The sequence below is a fragment of the Micromonospora halophytica genome (assembly GCF_900090245.1).
Lineage (GTDB): Bacteria > Actinomycetota > Actinomycetes > Mycobacteriales > Micromonosporaceae > Micromonospora > Micromonospora halophytica.
Map to the genome: position 1 here is coordinate 59,826 of NZ_FMDN01000012.1, position 25,466 is coordinate 85,291.

General features: G+C 75.7%; 2 protein-coding genes. Both read left to right on the forward strand.

Annotation, left to right across the window (positions count from 1 at the left end):
• The first annotated feature begins 14 nt into the window (after positions 1–14).
• Positions 15–11,213, forward strand: coding sequence for a type I polyketide synthase (locus GA0070560_RS17095; protein ID WP_425412662.1), 11,199 nt, complete (start codon positions 15–17; stop codon positions 11,211–11,213).
• A 46-nt stretch (positions 11,214–11,259) separates the two neighbouring features.
• On the forward strand, positions 11,260–25,464 hold the full coding sequence (locus tag GA0070560_RS17100; protein ID WP_091298285.1) for a type I polyketide synthase: 14,205 nt from the start codon (positions 11,260–11,262) through the stop codon (positions 25,462–25,464).
• The last annotated feature ends 2 nt before the right edge of the window (positions 25,465–25,466 follow it).

Consider the following 25,466-nt stretch of genomic DNA (forward strand, 5'->3'; position numbering starts at 1 on the left):
CGCGTCACGTACCGGTGGAGAACGAGGGAGCGAGATCAACCATGGCGGACGAAGAGAGGCTGCGCGAGTACCTGACGCGGGTCATCGCCGAGCTGCACCAGACCCGCCAACGGCTGCGTGAGGTCACCGCCGAGGAGTCCGAGCCGGTCGCCATCGTCGCGATGAGCTGCCGCTACCCGGGCGGCATCGCCTCACCCGAGGACCTGTGGTCGTTCGTGTCGGCCGGCGGGGACGCCGTCGGCGAGTTCCCCACCGACCGGGGCTGGGACCTCGACCGGCTGCACCACCCCGACCCCGACAACCCCGGCACCTCGTACACCGCCGCCGGCGGGTTCCTCTACGACGCCGGGCGCTTCGACGCCGCCCTGTTCGGCATCTCCCCGCGCGAGGCGCTGGCCATGGACCCGCAGCAGCGGCTGCTGCTGGAGGTCACCTGGGAGGCCTTCGAACGGGCCGGCATCGCCCCGCTGTCGCTGCGCGGCAGCCGCTCCGGCGTCTTCGTCGGCACCTCCGGGCAGGACTACGCCGCCGTGCTGCACCGGGCCCCCGGCGTCGAGGGCTACGTCCTGACCGGCACCGCCGCCAGCGTGGTCTCCGGCCGGCTCGCCTACACCTTCGGCCTCGAAGGGCCCACGGTCACCGTGGACACCGCCTGCTCGTCGTCGTCGGTCGCCGTGCACCTCGCCTGCCAGGCGCTGCGCCAGCGCGAGTGCTCCCTCGCCCTGGCCGGCGGGGCCACCGTGCTGGCCACCCCCGGGCCGTTCGTCGAGTTCTCCCGGCAACGCGGCCTCGCCGCCGACGGCCGGTGCAAGTCGTTCGCCGCCGCCGCCGACGGCACCGGCTGGTCCGAGGGCGTCGGCATGCTGCTGCTCGAACGGCTCAGCGACGCCCGCCGCAACGGCCACCCCGTCCTCGGGATCATCCGCAGCTCCGCCGTCAACCAGGACGGCGCCTCCAACGGGCTGACCGCGCCCAACGGCCCCGCCCAGCAGCGGGTGATCCGGCAGGCGCTGGCCGGCGCGAAGCTCACCCCCGACCTGGTCGACGTGGTCGAGGCGCACGGCACCGGCACCACCCTCGGCGACCCGATCGAGGCGCAGGCGCTGCTCGCCACGTACGGGCAGGACCGGGGCGACGCCGCGCCGCTGCTGCTCGGCTCGATCAAGTCCAACATCGGCCACAGCCAGGCCGCCGCCGGTATCGCCGGGATCATCAAGATGGTGATGGCGATGCGGCACGGCACCGTGCCCGCCACCCTGCACGTCGACGCGCCCACCCCGCACGTCGACTGGACCGCCGGCGCGGTCACCCTGGTCACCGAGCCCACCCCGTGGCCCGCCGTGGACCGGCCGCGCCGCGCCGCCGTCTCCTCGTTCGGGATGAGCGGCACCAACACCCACCTCATCCTCGAACAGCCCGAGCCGGTCCCCGCCGAGGCCGACCGGCCGGACCTGCCCGCGCCGGTGCCGGTGCTGCTCACCGGCCGCACCCGGGCCGCGTTGCGCCGCCAGGCCGAGCGTTGGTCCGCCCACCTCGCCGCCGACCCCGGCCTGCGTCCCGCCGACGTCGCCTGGACCTCCGCGATCTCCCGGTCGCCGCTGGAGCACCGCGCCGTCGTCCTCGCCGACGACAGCGACGGCGCGCTGGCCGCCCTGACCGCCCTCGCCGACGACCGGCCCGCCCCCGGACTGGTCACCGGCGTCGCCGCCGACCGTGGCGCCGTCGCGTTCCTGTACTCCGGGCAGGGCGCGCAGCGCGCCGGCATGGGCCGCGAGCTGTATGCCGCGTATCCCGTCTTCGCGCAGGCCCTCGACGAGGTCTGCGCCCACCTCGACCACCGGCTGCCGAAGCCGCTGCGGACGGTGCTCTTCGCCGAGGCCGGCACCGACGACGCGGCGCTGCTGGACCAGACCGTGTTCACCCAGGCCGGTCTCTTCGCCATCGAGGTCGCCCTGCACCGGCTCCTCGACTCCTGGGGGATCACGCCCGACCTCGTCGCCGGGCACTCCATCGGCGAACTCACCGCCGCCCACGTGGCCGGCGTGCTCACCCTCGACGACGCCTGCGCGCTCGTCGCCGCCCGGGGCCGGCTCATGCAGGCGCTGCCCGCCGGCGGGGCGATGCTCGCGGTCGCCGCGACCGAGGCCGACGTGGCCGCGTCGCTGGCCGGGCTGACCGACCGGGTCGCCGTCGCCGCCGTCAACGGGCCCGGCTCCGTCGTCGTCTCCGGTGCCGCCGCCGCCATCGACGAGCTGGCCGAACTCTGGACCGGGCGGGGGGTCAAGGTCCGCCGGCTGCGGGTCAGCCACGCCTTCCACAGTCCGCTGATGGAGCCGATGCTCACTGAGTTCGCCGCCGTCGCCGCCGGCCTCGACCTGCGCGCACCCACCCTGCCCGTGGTGTCCAACCTGACCGGTGAGCTGGCCGACCCGGCGCAGCTGTGCACGCCCGAGTACTGGGTGCGGCACGTCCGCGAGGCCGTCCGCTACGCCGACGGCGTCCGCACCCTGCGCGCCCACGGCGTCGGCACCTTCGTCGAGGTCGGCCCCGACGCGGTCCTCGCCGCCCCCACCGAGGAGACCCTCGCCACCGTCGGGTCCGCGCCCGACGTCGCCCCCGCCGTCGTGGTGCCCGTGCTGCGCCGCGACCGCCCGGAACGCCGCGTCCTGCTCGCCGCGCTCGCCCACCTGCACGTCGCCGGCACCCCGGTCCGCTGGGCGGACCTCTTCGCCGACCGGCCCGGCCGCCTCGTCGACCTGCCCACCTACCCGTTCGAGCGGCAGCACTACTGGGTGCCCGCCGAGGCCCCCGCCGACCCGGCCGGCACCACCGCCGGCTCGGGCCTGCTCGACCGGCGGTTCTGGGAGGCCGTCGAACGCGCCGACCTCGACGCGCTGCGCGACACCCTCGCCGTCGACGACGAGACCGCCGCAGAGTCGCTGCGTACCCTGCTGCCCGTCCTCGCCGACTGGCGCCGGCAGCGGCAGGCGCATTCCCTGCTCGACGGCTGGCGGTACCGGGCCGAGTGGCAGGTCACCGCGGAACCCGCTGCCGGCCGCCTCGCCGGCGCCTGGCTGCTGGCCGTCCCCGCCGGCCTCGACGACGACCCCGCCGTCCGCGCCGTGCACGCCGCGCTCACCGACGCCGGCGCCGACGTGACGTCGCTGCCGGTCGCCCCCGACGTCGACCGGGCCGCCCTCGCCGCCATCCTCACCGGGACGGACACCGCCGGGATCGTCTCCCTGCTCGCCTGGGAGCCACCCACCGCCGACACCGCCGCGCTGCCCGGCCTCACCGCCACCCTCGCCCTCGCCCAGGCCGCCGGAGACGCCGGGCTCGCCGCGCCTCTGTGGCTGGTCACCCGGGGCGCGGTCGCCGCCGCCTCCTACGACCGGCTCGCCGACCCCGCGCAGGGCGCGCACTGGGGGCTCGGCCGGGTGGTGGGCGTCGAGGCCCCGCACCGCTGGGGCGGGCTCGTCGACCTGCCCACCCAGCCCGACGCCCGCGCCGCCGGCCGGCTCGCCGCGATCCTCACCGGCGGGGGCGGCGAGGACCAGTTCGCGGTACGCGGGCCCGGCGTCTTCGTCCGCCGCCTGGTCCGCGCCGGCCTCGGCGACCGCCCCCCGGTACGCCGCTTCACGCCCACCGGGACCGCCCTGGTCACCGGCGGCACCGGCGGTCTCGGCGCCCGCGCCGCCCGCTGGCTCGCCGCCGCCGGGGCCGCACACGTCGTGCTGGTCAGCCGGCGCGGCCCCGACGCCCCCGGTGCGGCCGAGCTGGAGGCCGAGCTGACCGGCCTCGGTGCCCGGGTCACCGTTGCCGCCTGCGACATCGCCGACCGGGCCGCGCTCGCCGCTCTGCTCGAGCGCGTCGAGGCCGACGGTCCGCCGGTCCGCATCGTCGTGCACACCGCGGGCGTCGCCCAGACCACCCCCCTCATGGAGGTCACCCCCGCCGAACTGGCCGAGGTGACCGCCGGCAAGACGGCCGGCGCCGCCCACCTGCACGACCTGCTCGCCGACCGGGAGCTGGACGCCTTCGTCGTCTACTCGTCCATCGCCGCCACCTGGGGCAGCGCCGGCCAGGTCGGGTACGCCGCCGGCAACGCGTACCTCGACGCGCTCGTGCAGCAGCGCCGCGCCGACGGGCGGGCCGGCACCGCCATCGCCTGGGGCCCCTGGGCCGACGGCGGGATGCACGGCGCGGACTCCGACCGGCAGCTGCGCCGCCGGGGCGTCCCCGCGATGGACCCCACCGTGGCCATGGACGCGCTGCGGCAGGCCCTCGACCACGACGACGTCACCCTCACCGTCGCCGACGTCGACTGGAGCCGGTTCGCCCCCGCGTACGCCTCCGCCCGGCGGCGGCCGCTGCTGGAGGGCGTACCCGAGGCGAAGGCCGCCCTCGACGGTGGCGTACCCGCCGACGACGGTGACGAGGGCCCCGCCGCGACCCTGCGCCGCCGGCTGGCCGAGCTGACCCCGGCCCGGCGGGAGGAGCAGGTCACCGACCTGATCCGCGAGCTCGCCGCCGACGTGCTCGGCCACGACGGTGGGGCCGCCGCCGTCCCGGCCGGCACCGCGTTCCGGGACCTCGGCTTCGACTCCCTGACCGCCGTGGAACTGCGCAACCGGCTCGTCGCCGCCACCGGGCAGGCCCTGCCCACCACCCTCGTCTTCGACCACCCCAACCCGGTCGTGCTGGCCCGCTTCCTGCTCACCGGGATGTTCGGCGGCGCCACCGGGGACACCCCGGCCACCGTCGTGTCCACCATGGACCGCGACGAGCCCGTCGCCATCGTCGCCATGTCCTGCCGCTACCCGGGCGGCATCGACGACCCCGAGCAGCTGTGGCGGCTCGTCGCCGACGGGACCGACGCCGTAGGCGACTTCCCCACCAACCGTGGCTGGGACCTCGACCGCCTCTTCGACCCCGACCCCGACAACCCCGGCACCAGCTACGCCGACCAGGGCGGATTCCTCCACCAGGCCCCGGACTTCGACGCCGGGTTCTTCGGCATCTCCCCGCGCGAGGCCCTCGCCATGGACCCGCAGCAGCGGCTGCTGCTGGAGGCCTCGTGGGAGGCGGTGGAGCGGGCAGGGGTTGACCCTGCGGGGTTGCGGGGTTCGCGAACAGGGGTGTTCGTGGGCACCAACGGCCAGGACTATGGGGCCCTGTTGATGGTCGCCGCCGACGAGGTGGAGGGATTCGCCGGTACCGGGAACGCCGCGAGTGTCGTGTCGGGTCGGGTGGCGTACGCGTTGGGGTTGGAGGGGCCGGCGGTGTCGGTGGACACGGCGTGTTCGTCGTCGCTGGTGGCGTTGCACCTGGCGGTGCAGGCGCTGCGGCGCGGCGAGTGCGACCTCGCCCTGGCCGGCGGCGTCACGGTGATGGCCACCCCCGGCACGTTCGCCGAGTTCTCCCGCCAGCGCGCCCTCGCCGCCGACGGCCGCTGCAAGCCCTTCGCCGCCGCCGCCGACGGCACCGGCTGGGGGGAGGGCGTCGGGGTGCTCCTCGTCGAGCGCCTCTCCGACGCCCGCCGCAACGGACACCCGGTCCTCGCGATCGTGCGCGGCAGCGCGGTGAACTCCGACGGCGCGTCCAACGGGCTGACCGCGCCGAACGGCCCGTCGCAGCAGCGGGTGATCCGGCAGGCCCTCGGCACCGCCGGGCTGACGAACGCCGACGTGGACGTGGTCGAGGCGCACGGGACCGGTACGACGCTGGGCGACCCGATCGAGGCGCAGGCGCTGCTGGCCACGTACGGGCAGGACCGGCCCGCCGACCGGCCGCTGCTGCTCGGCTCGATCAAGTCGAACATCGGCCACACCCAGGCGGCGGCCGGTGTGGCCGGCGTGATCAAGATGGTGCAGGCGATGCGGCACGGTCTCGTCCCGGCGACCCTGCACGTCGACGCGCCGTCGCACCACATCGACTGGTCGGCCGGGGCGGTGGAACTGGCCACCGAGGCGCGGCCGTGGCCGCAGGTGGACCGGCCGCGCCGGGCGGCGGTCTCCTCGTTCGGCATGTCCGGCACCAACGCCCACGTCATCATCGAGCAGGCCGACGAGCCCGCCGAACCGGTCGTCGTGACTGCCCCGGGGCTGGTCGATGCGGCGGTGTCGGTGTGGTCGGTGTCGGCGCGGTCGAAGGGTGCGCTTGCCGGTCAGGCCGCTCGGCTGGCGGTGTATGTGCGGGAGCGCGGCGGTCTGGATCCGGCGGCGGTGGCGTGGTCCCTGGCCACCACCCGGTCGGCGTTCGACCAGCGTTGTGCGGTGGTCGGTTCGACGGTCGAGGAGTTGTTGTCCGGTCTGGACGCGGTGGCGGCCGGCGCGCCGGCGGGCAGCGTGGTGTCCGGTGTCGCTGCGGCGCAGGGTGCGGGTCCGGTGTTCGTGTTCCCGGGTCAGGGGGCGCAGTCGGCGGGGATGGCGGCCGGTCTGGTCGGTCGGACTCCGGTGTTCGACGCGAAGCTGGCCGACTGCCAGCGGGCCCTGGCTCCCTACCTGGATGTGGATCTCGTCTCGGTGCTCACCGGTGAGGACGAGTCGTGGCTGGAGCGGGTGGAGGTCGTGCAGCCCGTCCTGTGGGCTGTCGGTATCGCTCTGGCGGCGGTGTGGCAGCACGTTGGTGTGGTGCCGCAGGCGGTGATCGGTCATTCGCAGGGTGAGATCGGCGCGGCGTGTGTGGCGGGGATCCTCTCCCTCGATGACGCGGCGAAGACGGTGGCGTTGCGGTCGCGGGCGTTGGCGGTGTTGCGGGGTACGGGCACGATGGCCTCGATCGACCTGCCCGCCGACGCGGTCGTCGAGCGGCTGCCGGGGTTCGAGGGTGTTGGTGTGGCGGCGGTGAATGGTCCGTCGACGGTGGTGGTGTCGGGTCCGCCGCAGCCGGTGGCGGATCTGGTCGCATGCACCCACGTGGACTATGCCTCGCACTCGGCGGCGGTGCAGGAGGTCGCCGAGCAGTTGCGTGCGGATCTGGCGGACGTGGCTCCGCAGTCGGGCCATACCCGTCTGGTGTCGACGTTGACGGGTGACTGGGTGGACCCGACGTCGATGTGCGCCGATTACTGGTATGACAACCTGCGTCAGACCGTGCAGTTCGACGCGGCCGTCCGCACCGCGATCGCCGCCGGGCACACCACGTTCGTGGAGATCAGCCCGCACCCGGTGCTCACCATGCCGGTGACGGCGATCCTGGATGACACCGACACCAGCGGGCACACGTTGGGCAGTCTGCGTCGGGGTGACGACGACGCGACCCGGTTGCTGACCAACCTGGCCACCGCGCACACCATCGGCCTGCCCGTCGACCTCAGCACGGTCCTGACCCGCACGCCGACCGTCGACCTGCCCACCTACGCCTTCGACCGGGGCAGCTACTGGCTGCGGCCACCCGCGCACCGGGCCGGGGACGTCGGCTCCGCCGGCCTCCAGGACGCCGGCCACCCGCTGCTCAGTGCCGCCATCGCGGTCGCCGACGACCAGACGGTGGTGCTCACCGGGCGGTTGTCGGCGCGTACCCATCCGTGGCTCGCCGACCATGCGGTCGGTGGGGCGGTGATCGTCCCCGGCACCGGCCTGGTCGACATGGTGGTCCGGGCCGGCGACGAGGTCGACGCCGGCCAGGTCGGCGACCTCACCCTGATCAGCCCGCTCGTCCTGCCGCCGGGCGGGGCCGTGCAGGTGCAGGTGCGTGTCGGCGCGCCCAGCGACACCGGCGAGCGGACCGTGACCGTGCACTCCCGCCCCGAGGCAGACGGCGACACCTGGACCCGCCACGCCGAAGGGCTGCTGCTGCCGCAACTGCCCGCCCCGCTGGTCGTACCGGGGGAGTGGCCGCCCGCCGACGCCGTCGAGGTCGACGCCGACCTGGACGCCTGGTATGCGGAGATGGCGGCCGGCGGCCTCGGCTACGGCCCCGCCTTCCGGGGCCTGCGCCGGGTGTGGCGCGGCGCCGACGAGGTGTACGCCGAGGTGGCCCTGCCCGACGAGGTGGCCGCCGACGCGTCCCGGTTCGGGCTGCACCCCGCGCTCTTCGACGCGGCGCTTCAGGCCAGCGGGCTGACCGCCCTGCTGGGCGACGGTGACGCCACCGGGACGGGCTGGATGCCGTTCGCGTTCCGCTCCGTCGGCCTGCACGCCCACGGTGCCACCCGGCTGCGGGTACGGCTGCGGCCGCTCGGCCCCGACACCGTCGCGGTCACCCTCGCCGACACCGCCGGTCAGCCGGTCGCCACCGTCGAGTCGCTGACCTTCCGCCCGGTCACCGCCGGCCGGGCCGACGAGGCCGCCGCCCTGCGCCGCACCTCGCTGTTCCACCTGGACTGGACGCCGCTGCCGCAGCAGGCCGACGCGGAGGCGCCGGCCGCCCGCTGGGCGGTGCTCGGCGACGACACCCTCGGTCTCGCCGCCGCGCTGACCGCCGCCGGACACCCCGTGAGCACCCACGCCGACCTGGCGACGCTGGTCGCCGCGATCGCGGACACCGGGGACGTACCCGACGTGGTCGTCGCGCAGCGGACCGGCTCGGACCCGGCGCGGACCGGCGAGGCCGCAGCGGCCCGGACCGGCGAGGCCGCACACGACGCCGCCCGGGACGCCCTCACGCTCGTGCAGGACTGGCTCGGTGAGCCCCGGCTGGAGGGCGCCCGCCTGGTCCTGCACACCACCGGCGCGGTCGGCGCGGCCCCCGGCGAAGCTCCCCGCGACCTCGCCCGGTCCGCCCTGTGGGGGCTGGTCCGGTCGGCGCAGGCCGAGCATCCCGGCAGGTTCACGCTGCTCGACACCGACGACGCCGCCGTCTCCCTCGCGGCCCTCCCGGCGGCCGTCGCCGCCGGCGAGCCGCAGGTCGCGGTCCGCGACGGCGTTCCGCTCGCGCCCCGGCTGGTCCGGGCCCGGGACGCCGGGGTGCTGCCGCTGCCCGGCGACACCGTGCCGTGGCGCCTGGACGTCACCGAGAAGGGCACCCTGGAGAACCTGGCCGTGCTGCCCTGCCCGGAGGTCACCGAGGCGCTGCCGGCAGGTCAGGTCCGGGTCGCGATGCGCGCCTCCGGCCTCAACTTCCGGGACGTGGTGCTGACCCTCGGCATGGTCCCCGACCAGGAGGTGCTGGGCAACGAGGGCGCCGGTGTGGTGCTCGAGGTGGGCCCCGGGGTCACCGGCGTCGCACCCGGCGACCGGGTGATGGGCCTGTTCTCCGGCTCCTTCGCCACGGTCGCGGTCACCGACCACCGGCTGGTCACCCGGATCCCCGACGGCTGGTCGTACGCGGAGGCCGCCACCGTGCCCGTGGTGTTCCTGACCGCCTGGTACGGACTGGTCGAGCTGGCCCGGCTGACGGCGGGGGAGTCCGTGCTGGTGCACGCGGCGGCCGGCGGTGTCGGCATGGCCGCCGTGCAGATCGCCCGCCACCTCGGCGCCGAGGTCTACGGCACCGCCAGCCCCGGCAAGTGGCCGGCGTTGCGGGCCACCGGCTTCGACGACGCGCACGTCGCCTCCTCCCGCACCCTCGACTTCGTCGACGAGTTCCGCGACCGCACCGGCGGACGCGGCGTCGACGTGGTGCTCAACGCCCTCAGCGGGGAGTTCGTCGACGCGTCGCTGCGGCTGCTGGCCCCCGGCGGCCGGTTCGTCGAGATGGGCAAGACCGACAAGCGGGACCCGGAGCGGGTCGCCGCCGACCACCCCGGGGTCAGCTACCAGGTCTTCGACCTCATCGAGGCGGGCCAGGACGCCATCGGCCGGATGCTCGCCGAGCTGATGGCGCTCTTCGCCGCGGGCGCGCTGCGCCCGCTGCCCCGCCGCGACTGGGACGTGCGCCGGGCCCCGGAGGCGTTCCGCTTCCTCAGCCAGGCCCGGCACGTCGGCAAGCTCGCCCTGAGCATCCCGCAACCGCCCCGGCTCGACGGCACCGTGCTGGTCTCCGGCGCCACCGGGACCCTGGGCGCGCTGCTCTGCCGGCACCTGGTCACCGCGCACGATGCCCGGCACCTGCTGCTGGTCAGCCGGCGCGGTCCGGACGCCGAGGGCGCCGACGCGCTGCTGGCCGACCTCAAGGCGCTCGGCGCGGAGGTGTCGATCGTCGCCGCCGACCTGACCGACCCGGACGCCGTCGCCGACGTGCTGTCCATGGTGGACGCCCGGCACCCGCTGCGCGCCGTCGTGCACGCCGCCGGCGTCCTCGACGACGCCACCGTCGAGTCGCTCACCCCCGACCGGCTCGACGCGGTGCTGCGGCCGAAGGTCGACGCGGCCTGGCACCTGCACCAGGCCACACTCGACCACGAGCTGACCGCGTTCGTGCTCTTCTCCGCCGCCGCCGGCGTGTTCGGCGGCCCGGGGCAGGGCAACTACGCCGCCGGCAACGCGTTCCTCGACGCCCTCGCCGAGCAGCGTCGGGCCCTCGGCCTGCCGGCGGTCTCCCTCGCGTGGGGCCGGTGGGCGCAGGCCAGCGGCATGACCGGACACCTCGACGCCGCCGACATCCGCCGGCTCGACCGGGGCGGCATGGCCGCCCTCTCCACCGACGAGGCGCTGGCCCTGTTCGACGCCGCCTGGCGCTCCGAACGGGCGGTACTGGTGCCCGCGAAGATCAGCACCGGGACGGCCGCGGCCGGCACGCCGGTGCACCCGCTGCTGTCCGGACTGGTCCGCCCCGCCGGCCGTCGGGCCGCCGCCGGCGAGGTCGCCGACGGGCAGGCGTTCGCCGAGACGCTGCGCGGCCTGAGCGACGACAAGCGGGTACGCGCCCTGCGCGACCTGGTGCTGTCGCACGTGGCCGTCGTCCTCGGCCACGGCGACCCGGCGGCCGTCGAACCCACCCGCGCGTTCCGGGAACTCGGCTTCGACTCGCTCACCGCGGTCGAGCTGCGCAACCGGCTCGGTGCGGCCACCGGGCTGCGGCTGCCGGCCACGCTGGTCTTCGACAACCCGACGCCGACCGCGCTCGCCACACACCTGGCCGGGCAGTTCGGCCCCGCCGACGGGGCCGACCCGTCGGCGGCGGCCGGCCGGGAACTCGACCGGCTGGAGGCGGCGCTCGCCGGCCTCGACCCGGCCGACGACGCGTTCCGCCGGATCACCGACCGGCTGCACGGCCTGCTCGACCGGCTGGACGAGCGACAGTCCGACGCCAGCGGCGACGACGACCTCGAGTCGGCCACCGCCGAGAACATCTTCGACCTGATCGACCGCGAGCTGGAGACGTCGTGACCGCCAGCCGCAACGACCACGGCATGCCGAGTGAGGTGGGTCCACGGTGAGCAACGAGGACGAGAAGTACGTCGAGTACCTGAAGCGTACGACCTCGGAGCTGCGGCGCACCCGGCGACGGCTGCGGGAGCTGGAGGCCAAGGACGTCGAGCCCGTCGCCATCGTGGCGATGAGCTGCCGCTACCCGGGCGGGGTCTCCTCCCCCGAGCAGCTGTGGGACCTGGTGCGTGACGGCGGGGACGGCATCGGCCCGTTCCCCGCCGACCGGGGCTGGGACCTCGACCGGCTGTTCCACCCCGACCCCGACCACCCGGGCACCAGCTACGTCCGTGAAGGCGGCTTCGTCTACGACGCCGCCGACTTCGACCCCGACCTGTTCGGGATCAGCCCGCGCGAGGCCCTGGCCATGGACCCGCAGCAGCGGCTGCTGCTGGAGACGTCGTGGGAGGCGTTCGAACGGGCCGGCCTGCCGCTGGCGACCGTGCGGGGCAGCCGTACCGGGGTGTTCGTCGGTGCGGCGTCGCACGGCTACGACGGTGTCATGGCCCAGGCCGAGAACGGCGAGGGTCACCTGCTCACCGGCAACGCCACCAGTGTCATCTCCGGCCGGGTCGCGTACACCCTCGGTCTGGAGGGGCCGGCGGTCACCGTGGACACCGCCTGCTCGTCGTCGCTGGTCGCGATCCACCTCGCCGCGCAGGCGCTGCGCAACGGCGACTGCGAGCTGGCCCTCGCCGGTGGCGTGACGGTGATGCCCACCCCGGCGGTCTTCGTCGGTTTCAGCCGCCAGCGCGGCCTCGCCGCTGACGGCCGGTGCAAGGCGTTCGCCGCCGCCGCCGACGGCACCTCCTGGTCCGAGGGGATCGGGATGCTGCTGCTCACCCGCCTCTCCGACGCCCACCGCCACGGCTACCCGGTCCTCGCCGTCGTACGGGGCAGCGCCGTCAACCAGGACGGCGCGTCGAACGGGCTCAGCGCCCCCCACGGCCCCTCCCAGGTCCGCGTCATCCGGCAGGCGCTCGCCAACGCCCGGCTCACCCCTGAGCAGGTCGACGTGGTGGAGGCGCACGGCACCGGCACCCGGCTCGGCGACCCGATCGAGGCGCAGGCGCTGCTCGCCACGTACGGGCAGGAGCGGGGCGAGGCCGCGCCGCTGCTGCTCGGCTCGGTCAAGTCGAACATCGGCCACACCCAGGCCGCCGCCGGGGTCGCCGGGGTGATCAAGATGGTGCAGGCGATCCGGCACGGGATCGTCCCGCCCACGCTGCACGTGGACCAGCCGTCCCCGCACATCGACTGGGACGCGGGCGCGGTCCGCCTCGCCACCGGGGCCACGCCGTGGCCGGCCGTGGACCGGCCCCGCCGGGCGGCGGTGTCGTCGTTCGGTGTCTCCGGCACCAACGCGCACACCATCATCGAGCAGGCGCCCACCCCCGAGCAGGCCGAGGCCGCGCCGGCCCCCACCGCCGACCGCCCGGTCGTGCCGGTGCTGCTCTCCGCCCGTACCGACGCCGCGCTCGCCGCGCAGGCCGGTCGCTGGGCGGCCTGGCTGGACGCCGACACCGACCTGCGCCCGCTCGACGTGGCGTACTCCTCGGTCGCCTCCCGGGCCGTCCTGGACAGCCGTGCCGTGGTGACCGCCGCCGGCCGGGACGACCTGGTGGCCGGGCTCCGCGCCCTGGCCACCGGCGCTGCGGCGGGCAACGTCCACGCCGGTGCGGGCGCGACGCACGGCCAGCTCGCGGTGCTCTTCTCCGGTCAGGGTGCGCAGCGTGCCGGCATGGGCCGGGAGCTGTACGACGTCTTCCCGGTGTTCGCCGCCGCGTTGGACGAGGTGTGTGCCCAGCTGGACCAGGCGTTGCCGCGTCCGTTGCGGGAGGTGCTGTTCGCTGCGGAGGGCTCGCCGGAGGCGGGGCTGCTGGATCAGACGGTGTTCACCCAGGCCGGTCTGTTCGCGGTCGAGGTGGCGTTGTTCCGTCTGGTGGAGTCGTTCGGTGTGGTGCCGGACTTCGTCGGTGGGCATTCGGTCGGGGAGATCACGGCTGCGTATGTGGCGGGGGTGTTGTCGCTGGAGCACGCGTGTGCCCTGGTGGCGGCGCGGGGTCGGCTGATGCAGGCGCTGCCGGCCGGTGGTGGGATGCTGGCGGTCAACGCGCCCGAGTCCGAGGTGGCGGCCGTTCTCGACGGGCTGGCCGACGTGGGTGTCGCGGCCGTCAACGGCCCGACCTCGGTGGTGGTGTCCGGCGCGGTCGACGCCCTCGACGAGGTGGAGCGGGTCTGGCGGGGCCGGGGTGTGCGGACCCGTCGGCTGGCGGTCAGCCACGCGTTCCACAGTCCGCTGATGGAGCCGATGCTCGCCAAGTTCCGGGCGGTGGTGGAGAGGCTGACCTTCTCCGCGCCCACGGTGCCGGTTGTGTCGAACCTGACCGGTGCGCTCGCGGACCCTGACGAGATTCGCACGGCCGGCTACTGGGTGCGGCACGTCCGCGAGGCCGTCCGGTACGCCGACGGGATCAGCGCGTTGCGGGCGGCCGGGGTGGACACGTTCGTGGAGATCGGTCCGCAGAGTGTGCTGACCGCGATGACCGCCGACGTGCTGCCCGGCGACGAGGGTGTGCTCGCGGTCGCGGTCCAGCGCAAGGACCGGCCGGAGGCCGTCGCGCTGCTCGCCGGCCTGGCCGGGCTGCACGTGCACGGTGTCGCCGTCACCTGGCAGCCCTGGTTCGCCGACACCGGCGCGCAGCGGGTCGACCTGCCCACGTACGCCTTCCAGCACCAGCGGTACTGGCCCGACGGTCCCACCGTGGCCGACACGCAGGTGGACGGCGCCGAGGGTGACTTCTGGGCCGCCGTGGAACGCGGCGACCTGACCGAGGTCGCCGCCCACCTCGCCGTGCAGGACGACCCGGCCGCCGTCGAGGCCCTCGCGCCCGCAGTGCCCGTGCTGTCCTCGTGGCGTCGGGCCCGGCTGCGCGACGCCGTGGTGGACGGCTGGTCGTACCGGATCGACTGGGAACCGGTCCGCCCCGCTCCCGCGCCGAACCTCACCGGCCGCTGGCTGGTCGTCACCACCGGCGGTGACGCTCCCGACCCGGCGGAGGTGCTGACCCGCGCGGGCGTGCCGGTCGACCGCCTCGCCGTCCGCCCCGACACCGGGCGGTCCGAACTGGCCGAGGCGCTGCGGCAGCACGGGGAGCAGGGCTGGGCCGGGGTGCTCTGCGTCCTGCCCGAGCGGGACCGGCCGCTGCCGGACGCCCCCGCGGTGCCCGCCGGCACGGCCCTGCTGCTCACCCTCACCCAGGCGCTGGCCGACACCGGCCTGCCCGGCCGGCTCTGGTGCCTCACCCGGGGCGCCGTCTGCGTCGGCGGCGGCGAGACCCTCACCGATCCCTCGTCGGCGGCGGCCTGGGGCCTCGGCCGGGTGATCGCCCTCGAGCAGCCCGACCGCTGGGGCGGCCTGATCGACCTGCCCGCCCGCACCGGCGACGCCACCGGCACCGGCACCGGATCGCCCGCCGCACAGGCGGACCCCACCACGGAGCCTGCCGACCTGGCCGTCGCGCCGGTCGCCGCCGGCGGGACGGCCCGGCTCGACCGGGTCACCGGGGACGCGTTGCTCGCCGTGCTCGCCGACGGCGGCCACGACCAGGTGGCGATCCGCCCGCAGGGCGTCTTCGGTCGCCGTCTGGTGGCCGCCGTCCCGCCGGCCGGGTCGGGTTGGCGGCCGTCGGGCACGGTGCTGGTGACCGGTGGTACCGGTGCGTTGGGCGGGCACGTGGCCCGCTGGCTGCTGGCGAACGGGGCCGCCGAGGTGGTGCTCGTCTCGCGGCGTGGCCCGGACGCACCGGGCGCGGTGGAGTTGGCCGGGGAGTTGGGCTCCTCGGCCCGGATCGTCGCCTGCGACGTCACCGACGCCGGGGCCGTCGCCGCGCTGGTCGCCGGTCTGCCCGCGCTCACCGCCGTCGTGCACACCGCCGGGATCGTCGACGACGGCGTGCTCGACCGCCTCGACCTCGCCCGGATGCAGGCCGTCCTGGACGGCAAGGTCCGCGCCGCGCGGGTGCTGCACGAGGCCACCGCCGGCCGGGACCTCGACGCGTTCGTGCTCTTCTCCTCCCTCGCCGGCGTCGTCGGCAGCGCCGGGCAGGGCAACTACGCGGCGGCCAACGCCTACCTCGACGCGTTCGCCACCTGGCGGCGTGGCCAGGGACTGCCCGCCACCGCCGTCGCCTGGGGCGCCTGGGCCGCCGACGGCATGGCCGCCGCCACCGCCGCGCTGACCGCCCGGCTGATCCGCGGCGGCATCAACCCGCTGCCCGCCGCCGAGGCGGTCACCGCCCTCGGGCGTCTCGTCAACACCGCCGCGCCGGCGGTCACCGTCGCCGATGTCGACTGGGGACGCCTCGCCGCCTCCTGGGGCCGGACGGACCCGCTCATCGCCGCCCTGCCCGGGGTGCCCGCGGTGCCCGCCGGCGGTGTCCGCGCCGTGGTCGTCGGGCGGTCCCTGCCGCAGCTCACCGAACTGGTCCGGACCCAGGCCGCCGTGGTGCTCGGCTACCCGGCCGGCCAGCCGCTGCCCGAGCGGACCTTCCGCGACCTCGGCTTCGACTCGCTCACCGCCGTCGAGCTGCGCAACCGGCTGGCCGCCGAGACGGGCATGACCCTGCCCGCCACCCTCGCCTTCGACCACCCGACGGTCGCCGAACTCGCCGCCCACCTGCACGGCCTCACCGCCGGCCACACCACCGGCGAGGTCGTCGCCGACGGTGCCGACCTGCGCCGTGAACCCGTCGCCATCGTCGCGATGAGCTGCCGCTTCCCCGGCGGTGTCGCCTCGCCCGAGCAGCTGTGGGACCTCGTCGCCGGGGGCACCGACGCGATGACCCTGATGCCCGGCGAACGCGGCTGGAACATCGCCGAGCTGTACCACCCCGACCCCGAACACCTCGGCACCAGCTACGTGCGGGAAGGCGGATTCGTCGCCGGGGCCGGCGAGTTCGACCCCGCGTTCTTCGGCATCAGCCCACGCGAGGCCCTCGCCATGGACCCGCAGCAGCGGCTGCTGCTGGAGGCCACCTGGGAGGCGTTCGAGCGGGCCCGGATCGACCCGACCGCGCTGCGCGGCAGCCGCACCGGCGTGTACGTCGGCACCAACGGCCAGGACTACGGCTCGCTGCTGATGGCCGCCGGGGACGTCGACGAGAACTACCTCGCCACCGGCACCTCCGCCAGCGTCATCTCCGGGCGGCTGGCGTACACCTTCGGGCTGCACGGCCCGGCCGTCACCGTCGACACCGCATGCTCGTCGTCGCTGGTCGCGCTGCACCTCGCCGCGCAGGCCCTGCAGGCGGGGGAGTGCGACCTCGCCCTCGCCGGCGGCGCCACCGTCATGGCCACCCCCGGCATCTTCGTCGGCTTCTCCCGCCAGCGCGGTCTCGCCGCCGACGGCCGGTGCAAGCCGTTCGCCGGGGCCGCCGACGGCACCGGCTGGGGCGAGGGCGTCGGACTGCTGGTCCTCCAGCGCCTCTCCGACGCCCGGCGCGACGGCAACCCCGTCCTCGCCGTCGTGCGCGGCAGCGCCGTCAACCAGGACGGCGCGTCCAACGGCCTCACCGCCCCCAACGGGCCCGCCCAGCAGCGGGTCATCCGCCAAGCCCTCGCCAACGCCCGGCTCACCCCCGCCGACGTGGACGCCGTCGAGGCGCACGGCACCGGCACCACCCTCGGCGACCCCATCGAGGCGCAGGCCCTCATCGCCACGTACGGGCAGGACCGGCCGGCCGACCGTCCGCTCTGGCTCGGGTCGATCAAGTCGAACATCGGCCACACCCAGGCCGCCGCCGGTGTCGCCGGGATCATCAAGATGGTCCTCGCCATGCGGCACGGGGTGCTGCCGCCCACCCTGCACGTCGACGAGCCCACCCCGCACGTCGACTGGTCCGCCGGCAGCGTCGCGCTGCTCACCGAGGCCCGCCCCTGGGAGCCGGTCGACGGTGTCCGGCGCGCCGGAGTCTCCTCCTTCGGCATCAGCGGCACCAACGTGCACACCATCCTCGAACACGTTGCCGAACCGGAGCCGGTCGCCCCGGCCGCCGACGGGCCGGTCGGCGAGCTGCCGTGGGTGCTCTCCGGACGTACCGCCGGGGCGCTGGCCGCCCGTGCCCGCGACCTGCGCGCCCACCTCGACACCGTCACCGACGCCGGGCTGCCCGACGTCGGCTGGTCGCTGGTCGCCACCCGGGCGTCGCACGACCACCGGGCCGTCGTCCTCGCCGCCGACCGCGCCGGGCTGACCGCCGCGCTGGACGCGCTCGCCGACGGCCGGCCCGCCCCCGACACCGTCACCGGCGCCGCCGGTACGGCCGGTGAGGTGGCGTTCGTCTTCCCCGGCCAGGGTTCCCAGTGGATCGGCATGGCCGCCGAACTCCTCGACACCGCCCCGATCTTCGCCGACACCTTCGCCGCCTGCGCCGAGGCGCTGCGCCCGTACGTCGACTGGTCGCCGACCGACGTGGTCCGCGGCGTGCCCGACGCGCCCTCCCTGGAACGGGTCGACGTCGTACAGCCCACCCTGTTCGCGGTCGGGGTCTCCCTCGCCGCGCTCTGGCAGTCGTACGGGGTGCGCCCGACCGCCGTCATCGGCCACTCCCAGGGCGAGATCGCCGCCGCGTACGTCGCCGGGGCGCTCACCCTCGACGACGCGGCGGCCGTGGTCGCCCTGCGCAGCCGGATCATCGCCGACATCGCCGGGGACGGCGGCATGGTCTCGGTCGCCACCACCGCCGACGAGGCCACCGCCACGATCGCCCGGTGGGACGGGCGGGTCGCCCTCGCCGCCGTCAACGGCCCCACCTCCGTCGTCGTCTCCGGCGACGGCGCCGCCCTCGACGAACTCGTCGCCCACTACGAGTCCCGCGACGTGCGGGTGCGCCGGATCCCCGTCGACTACGCCTCCCACTCCGCCCACGTCGAGCCGCTGGCCGACCAACTGCGGGAACTGCTCGCCGGGCTCCGCCCGCGTACCAGCGAGATCCGGTTCCGGTCCACCGTGGAGGGCGACTGGCTCGACACCGCCGGCCTCGACGCCGACTACTGGTACCGCAACCTGCGGCAGACGGTTCGCTTCGACGACGCCGTGCGCAGCCTCGTCACCGCCGGCTACCAGACGTTCATCGAGGTCAGTGCCCACCCGGTGCTCACGATGGCGGTGCAGGAGAGTGTCGAGCTGGCCGCCGCCGACCCGGGCACGGTCACCGTCACCGGCACGCTGCGCCGCGACGACGGCGGCCTCGGCCGGTTCCACCGCGCCCTCGCCGAGGTGCACACCGGGGGTACGCCCGTCGACTGGCGGCCCGCGTTCGCCGGCATCACCGCGCACCGCCGTGACCTGCCCACGTACCCGTTCCAGCGGCAGGTCTACTGGCCGCAGCCGTCCGCCGCCCCGACCGCCCCGAGCGCCGCACCCGCCGCCGACGACGAGGTCGACGCCCGGTTCTGGGCCGCCGTCGAGGCCGAGGACCTCACCGCGCTCACCGCCGAACTGGCCGACGCGGCCGACACCGTGCCCGAGGCCGCGTTCGCCGATGTGCTGCCCGCCCTCGCCGCCTGGCGACGCCGGCACCGCGACCAGGCCACCGTCGACTCGTGGCGCTACCGCGACGGCTGGCTGCCCGTCGCCGCGGACAGCGCCGAAGAGCCCGCCGTCACCGGCGCCTGGTGGCTGGTCACCGGCCCCGACGACACCGGCGCCGCCCAGGCCGCGTTCACCCGGGCCGCCCTCGAACGGCACGGCGCCACCGTCGTACCCGTGGCGCTGGACGCCGAGCGGACGGACCGGGACGCCCTCGCGGCCCGGCTGCGCGACCTCGCCGCGACCGGACCGGCCGCCGGGATCGTGTCCCTGCTCGCCCTCGACGAGACGCCCACGCCGGAGCACCGGCACGTGCCGGTCGGTTTCGCCGGCACCGTCACCCTCGTCCAGGCCCTCGGCGACGCCGGGCTGCGCGCCCCGCTGTGGACGCTGACCCGGGGCGCCGTCTCCACCGACGCCGCCGACCCGCTGCCGCACCCGATGCAGCAGCTCGCCTGGGGCTTCGGCCGGGTCGCCGCCCTGGAGCACCCGGACCGCTGGGGCGGCCTGGTCGACCTGCCCGACGACCTGGACGACGTCGCCGGCCGCCGCCTCGTCCGCGTCCTCGCCGGCACCGACTCCGAGGACCAGGTGGCGCTGCGCCGGGCCGGGGCGTTCGGCCGGCGGCTGCTGCGTGCCCCGCTCGGCGACGCCCCCGCCACCCGTACCTGGCGGCCCTCCGGCAGCGTCCTGGTTACCGGCGGCACCGGCGCCCTCGGCGGGCACATGGCCCGCTGGCTCGCCGCCAACGGCGCGGCACACCTCGTGCTGCTCAGCCGGCGGGGTCGGCAGGCCGAGGGGATCGGCGAGCTGGAGGCCGAACTCGTCGGCCTCGGCGCGCGGGTCACCGTGGCCGCCTGCGACGCCGCCGACCGGGCGGCGCTGGCCGCCGTCATCGCCGACCTGCCCGCCGAGCACCCGCTCACCGCCGTCGTGCACACCGCCGCGGTCCTCGACGACTCGGTGATCAACTCGCTCACCCTCGACCAGGTCGACTACGCCCTCGGCGCCAAGGTCACCGCCGCGCTGCACCTGCACGAGCTGACCCGCGACCACGACCTCGACGCGTTCGTCCTCTTCTCCTCCATGGCCGGCACCGTCGGCAGCTCCGGCGTCGGCAACTACGCCCCCGGCAACGCGTACCTCAACGCGCTCGCCGAGCACCGTCGCGACCTGGGCCTGCCCGCCACCTCCATCGGCTGGGGCGCCTGGGGTGGCGGCGGCATGGCCGAGGGCGAGTTCGGCCAGATGCTGCACCGGCACGGCGCGCCCGAGATGCACCCGAGGCTCGCCGTCACCGCGCTGCACCAGGCCGTCGAGCACGACGAGACGTTCCTGACCATCTCCCACATCGCCTGGGACCGGTTCTACGTCGCGTTCACCGCCACCCGCCCCGGGCCGCTGATCGCCGAGATCCCCGAGGCGCAGCGGCTCGCCGCCACCAAGGGCCTCGACCGGGCGGAGGAGACCGACGAGTCGAGCCCCGCCGCCGGGTTCGCCCGGATGAGCGCCGCCGAGCGGCAGCAGGCGCTGCTCGACCTGGTCCGTGACCAGGCGGCCACCGTCCTCAAGTACGCCGGTGGTCAGGCCGTCGACCCGCACCACGCGTTCCGGGACCTCGGCTTCGACTCGGTGACCGCCGTGGAACTGCGTAACCGGCTCGCCACCGCCACCGGGCTGCGGCTGCCGGTGACCCTGGTCTTCGACTACCCCACCCCGACCGTCCTCGCCCGGCACCTGCACCAGGAACTGGGCGGCGGGGCCGAGGCGGCGGTGCAGGCCGCCCCCGTCACCCTCGGCGACGACGAGCCTGTCGCCATCGTCGCCATGGCCTGCCGGTTCCCCGGTGGCGCCACCGACCCCGAACGGTTCTGGCAGATGCTCGCCGCCGGCCGGGACGCCGTGTCGGACCTGCCCGGCGACCGGGGTTGGGACATCGACCGGTTGTACGACCCCGACCCCTATTCCTCCGGCACCTCCTACGTCCGCAGCGGCGCCTTCCTCTACGAGGCCGCCGACTTCGATGCCGGATTCTTCGGGATTTCCCCCCGTGAGGCCCTCGCCATGGACCCGCAGCAGCGGTTGCTGCTGGAGACCTCGTGGGAAGCGGTGGAGCGGGCAGGGGTTGACCCGGGGATGTTGCGGGGTTCGCGAACAGGGGTGTTCGTGGGCACCAACGGCCAGGACTATGGGGCCTTGTTGATGGTCTCGGGCGATGAGGTGGAGGGGTTCGCCGGGACGGGGAACGCGGCGAGCGTGGTGTCGGGTCGGGTGTCGTATGCGTTGGGGTTGGAGGGGCCTGCGGTGTCGGTGGACACGGCCTGTTCGTCTTCCCTCGTCGCGTTGCACCTGGCGGTGCAGTCGCTGCGGCGGGGCGAATGCGACCTCGCCCTCGCCGGTGGGGTGACGGTGATGGCGACACCTGGACTGTTCGTGGAGTTCTCCCGGCAGCGGGGACTGGCCGCCGACGGCCGGTGCAAGGCGTTCGCGGCCGGTGCCGACGGCACGGGCTGGGGCGAGGGCGCCGGCGTGCTCCTCGTCGAGCGGCTGTCGGACGCCCGCCGCAACGGCCACCAGGTCCTGGCGATCGTGCGGGGCAGCGCCGTCAACCAGGACGGCGCGTCCAACGGGCTGACCGCCCCGAACGGCCCCTCCCAGCAGCGGGTGATCCGGCAGGCCCTCGCGAGCGCCCGCCTTACGGCGGCGGACGTCGACGTGGTCGAGGCGCACGGCACCGGCACCACGCTCGGCGACCCGATCGAGGCGCAGGCGCTCCTGGCCACCTACGGGCAGGAGCGTACGGAGCCGCTGCTGCTCGGCTCGGTGAAGTCGAACATCGGGCACACCCAGGCCGCGGCCGGCGTCGCCGGAGTGATCAAGATGGTGCTCGCCATGCAGGAGGGCGTCGTCCCGGCGACCCTGCACGTCGACGAGCCGTCGCCGCACATCGACTGGTCGGCCGGGGCGGTGGAACTGGCCACCGAGGCGCGGCCCTGGCCCGGCACCGACCGGAGCCGACGCGCGGCCATCTCCTCGTTCGGCATCTCCGGCACCAACGCGCACATCATCATCGAGCAGCCCGACGACCTACCCCCCACCCGCCCCGGGGCCGAGGACGACCGGAACCCCGGCCTGCTCGCCTCCGCGGCGACGCTCTGGCCGGTGTCGGCGCGGTCGAAGGCCGCCCTCGCCGGCCAGGCCGCCCGGCTCGCGCGGCACCTGCGGGAGCACGGCGACCTGGATCCGACCGTGGTCGCCTGGTCGCTGCTGACCACCCGGTCGACGTTCGACCACCGGGCCGCCGTCGTCGGCGCCGACGTCGACGAGCTGCTGTCCGGCCTGGACGCCCTCGCGGCCGGCGCGCCGGCGGGCAATGTGGTGTCCGGTGTGGCATCGAACCAGGGTGCGGGTCCGGTGTTCGTGTTCCCGGGTCAGGGGGCGCAGTCGGCGGGGATGGCGGCCGGTCTGGTCGGTCGGACTCCGGTGTTCGACGCGAAGCTGGCCGACTGCCAGCGGGCCCTGGCGCCCTACCTGGATGTGGATCTCGTCTCGGTGCTCACCGGTGAGGACGAGTCGTGGCTGGAGCGGGTGGAGGTCGTGCAGCCCGTGCTGTGGGCTGTCGGTATCGCTCTGGCCGCGGTGTGGCAGCACGTTGGTGTGGTGCCGCAGGCGGTGATCGGTCATTCGCAGGGTGAGATCGGCGCGGCCTGTGTCGCGGGGATCCTGACCTTGGAGGATGCGGCGAAGACGGTGGCTCTGCGGTCGCGGGCCCTGGCGGTGTTGCGGGGTACGGGCACGATGGCCTCGATCGACCTGCCCGCCGACGCGGTCGCCGAGCGGCTGCCGGCGTTCGAGGGCGTCGGTGTGGCCGCCGTCAACGGCCCGTCGACCGTGGTCGTCTCCGGCCCGCCGCAGCCGGTGGCCGACCTGGTGGACGCCTGCCAGGCCGACGGCATCCGCGCCCGGCTGATCCCCGTCGACTACGCCTCGCACTCCGCCGCCGTGCAGGACGTCGCCGAACAGCTCCGCTCAGATCTGGCGGACGTCGCCCCGCAGCCCGGCCACACCCGCCTGGTGTCCACGTTGACGGGGGAGTGGGTCGACCCGGCGTCGATGAGCGCCGACTACTGGTACGACAACCTGCGTCAGACGGTGCAGTTCGACGCGGCGGTGCGGGTGGCGGTCGCCGCGGGGCATCGTACGTTCGTGGAGATCAGCCCGCATCCGGTGTTGACGATGCCGGTGACGGCGATCCTGGACGACACCGACACCAGCGGGCACACCCTGGGCAGTCTGCGTCGGGGTGACGACGACGCGACCCGGTTGCTGACCAACTTGGCCACCGCGCACACCATCGGCCTGCCCGTCGACCTCACCCGGGTGCTCGCCGGCACCGACACCGTGCCGCTGCCCACCTACGCCTTCGACCGGGACCGGTACTGGCCCACCGCGACCAGTGGGCAGGGCGGCGCGCCGGAGAGCACCGGCGACGACTCCGCGTTCTGGGCGGCCGTCGAACGGGAGGACCTGGCCGCGCTCGCCGAACTCACCGCGCAGGACGCCACCGACTCCCTGGAGCGGCTGGGTGCGGCGCTGCCCCTGCTCGCCTCCTGGCGACGGCAGCAGCGCGACCGCTCCACCCTGGACGACCTGCGCTACCGCGCTGTCTGGCAGCCGTACACCGGAACGCCCGTCAGTTTCCTCTCCGGCGCCTGGTGGATCGTCGCCGACGAGCGCCACGCCGACGAGGGCGAGCACGCGGTCGTCGAACTGACCCGCCGGGGCGCCGACGTCCGGCTGGTGCTGCTGCCGGAGGAGACGACCGACCGGGCCGCCGTCGCCGCGCACCTGAGCGCCGTGACCACCGACGGCGGGCCGGCCGGCGTGCTGTCGCTGCTCGCCCTCGCCGACGGCGCGGTCGACGACACCCAGCCGGTGCCGCCGTTCCTCGCCCGGTCCCTCGCCCTGCTCCAGGCCCTCGGCGACCTCGACGTGGCCGCGCCCCTGTGGTGCGTCACCCGGGGCGCCGCCGGCACCACCCGGGGCGGGACGGCCGACCGGCCCGAACAGAGCCTGCTCTGGGGCCTCGGCCGGGTGGTCGCCCTGGAGCACCCCGAGCGCTGGGGCGGCCTGGTCGACGTGCCGGCGACCCTCGACGACCACGGCTGGGACCTGCTCTGCGCCGCCCTCGCCGGCCTCGACGGCGAGGACCAGCTCGCGATCGACGGCGCCACCATCCTCGTCCGACGGCTCGTCCGGGCCCCCGGCGGCGACGCCGCGGCCGACGAGCCCGACCACCGGGGCACCACCCTGGTCACCGGTGGCACCGGGGCGCTCGGCGCGGAGGTGGCCCGCTGGCTGGCCGGCCGCGGCGCCGAACACCTGCTGCTGGTGAGCCGCCGGGGCGCGGACGCGCCAGGTGCCGCCGAGCTGGCCCGGGAGCTGACCGACGCGGGCACCCGGGTCACCGTCGCGGCCTGTGACGTGGCCGACCGTGCGGCGCTGGCGAAACTGCTCGACGAGGTGCCGGCCGACGTGCCGCTGACCGCGGTGGTACACGCGGCGGGCGTGCTGGACGACGGCGTCCTCGACGGGCTCACCGCCGACCGGATCGCCGGGGTCCTGCGGCCCAAGGTGCTCGGCGCGCTGCACCTGCACGAGCTGACCATCGGCCGGGAGCTGCGCGCGTTCGTGCTGTTCTCGGCCATGGCCGGCCAGCTCGGCGCCGCCGGTCAGGGCAGCTACGCCGCCGCGAACGCGTACCTCGACGCGCTCGCCGAACAGCGGTGCCGGCAAGGCCTGCCGGCCACCTCGATCGCCTGGGGCCCGTGGGCCGTCGGCGGGATGGCCTCGGCCGACCAGGCCGTGGAGGAGCGCCGCCGCCGTACCGGGGTGGCCCGCCTCGACACCGGGCCCGCGTTCGCCGCGCTGGAGCGGTCGGTGGCGCGGCGTGAGCCGGCGACGCTGGTGGCGGCCGTCGACTGGGCCCGGTACGTGCCCGGCTTCGTCGCCGTGCGGCCCAGCCCGCTGCTCACCGGCGTCCCCGAGGCCGAGCGGGCCGTCGCCGAGCGGGCCGACGACGCCGTGGCGTCGGCGGAGTCGCTGGCCACCCTGCTCGCCGGGCAGACCGACGCCGAGCGGCGCAAGACCCTGCTGGAGCTCGTACGCGGCCAGGCCGCCGCCGTGCTCGGGCACGCCTCGATGGACGCCGTCGAACCCGACCGGGCCTTCCGGGAACTCGGATTCGACTCGCTGACCGCCGTGGAGCTGCGTAACCGGCTCACTGCGGCGACCGGCGTCCGGCTGCCCGCCACGGTCGTCTTCGACTACCCGACCGCCGCCGGCCTCGCCGAGTACGTCCGGGCGGCGATCGTCGACGGCGGAGTGGTCGGTGTCGCGCCGGTCTTCGGCGAACTGGACAGGTTGGAAGCGGCGCTCGCCGGCTCGGCGCCGGACCGCAGCGCCCGGATTCGGATCACCGAGCGGCTGCGGACGCTGCTGGCCTCCCTCAACGAGGACGATGCCGCGGCCGGCGGCGGGGACACCGTCGCCGAGAAGCTCCAGGACGCCACCCCGGACGAGGTCTTCGACTTCATCGACCGGGAGCTGGGGGTGTCCTGACG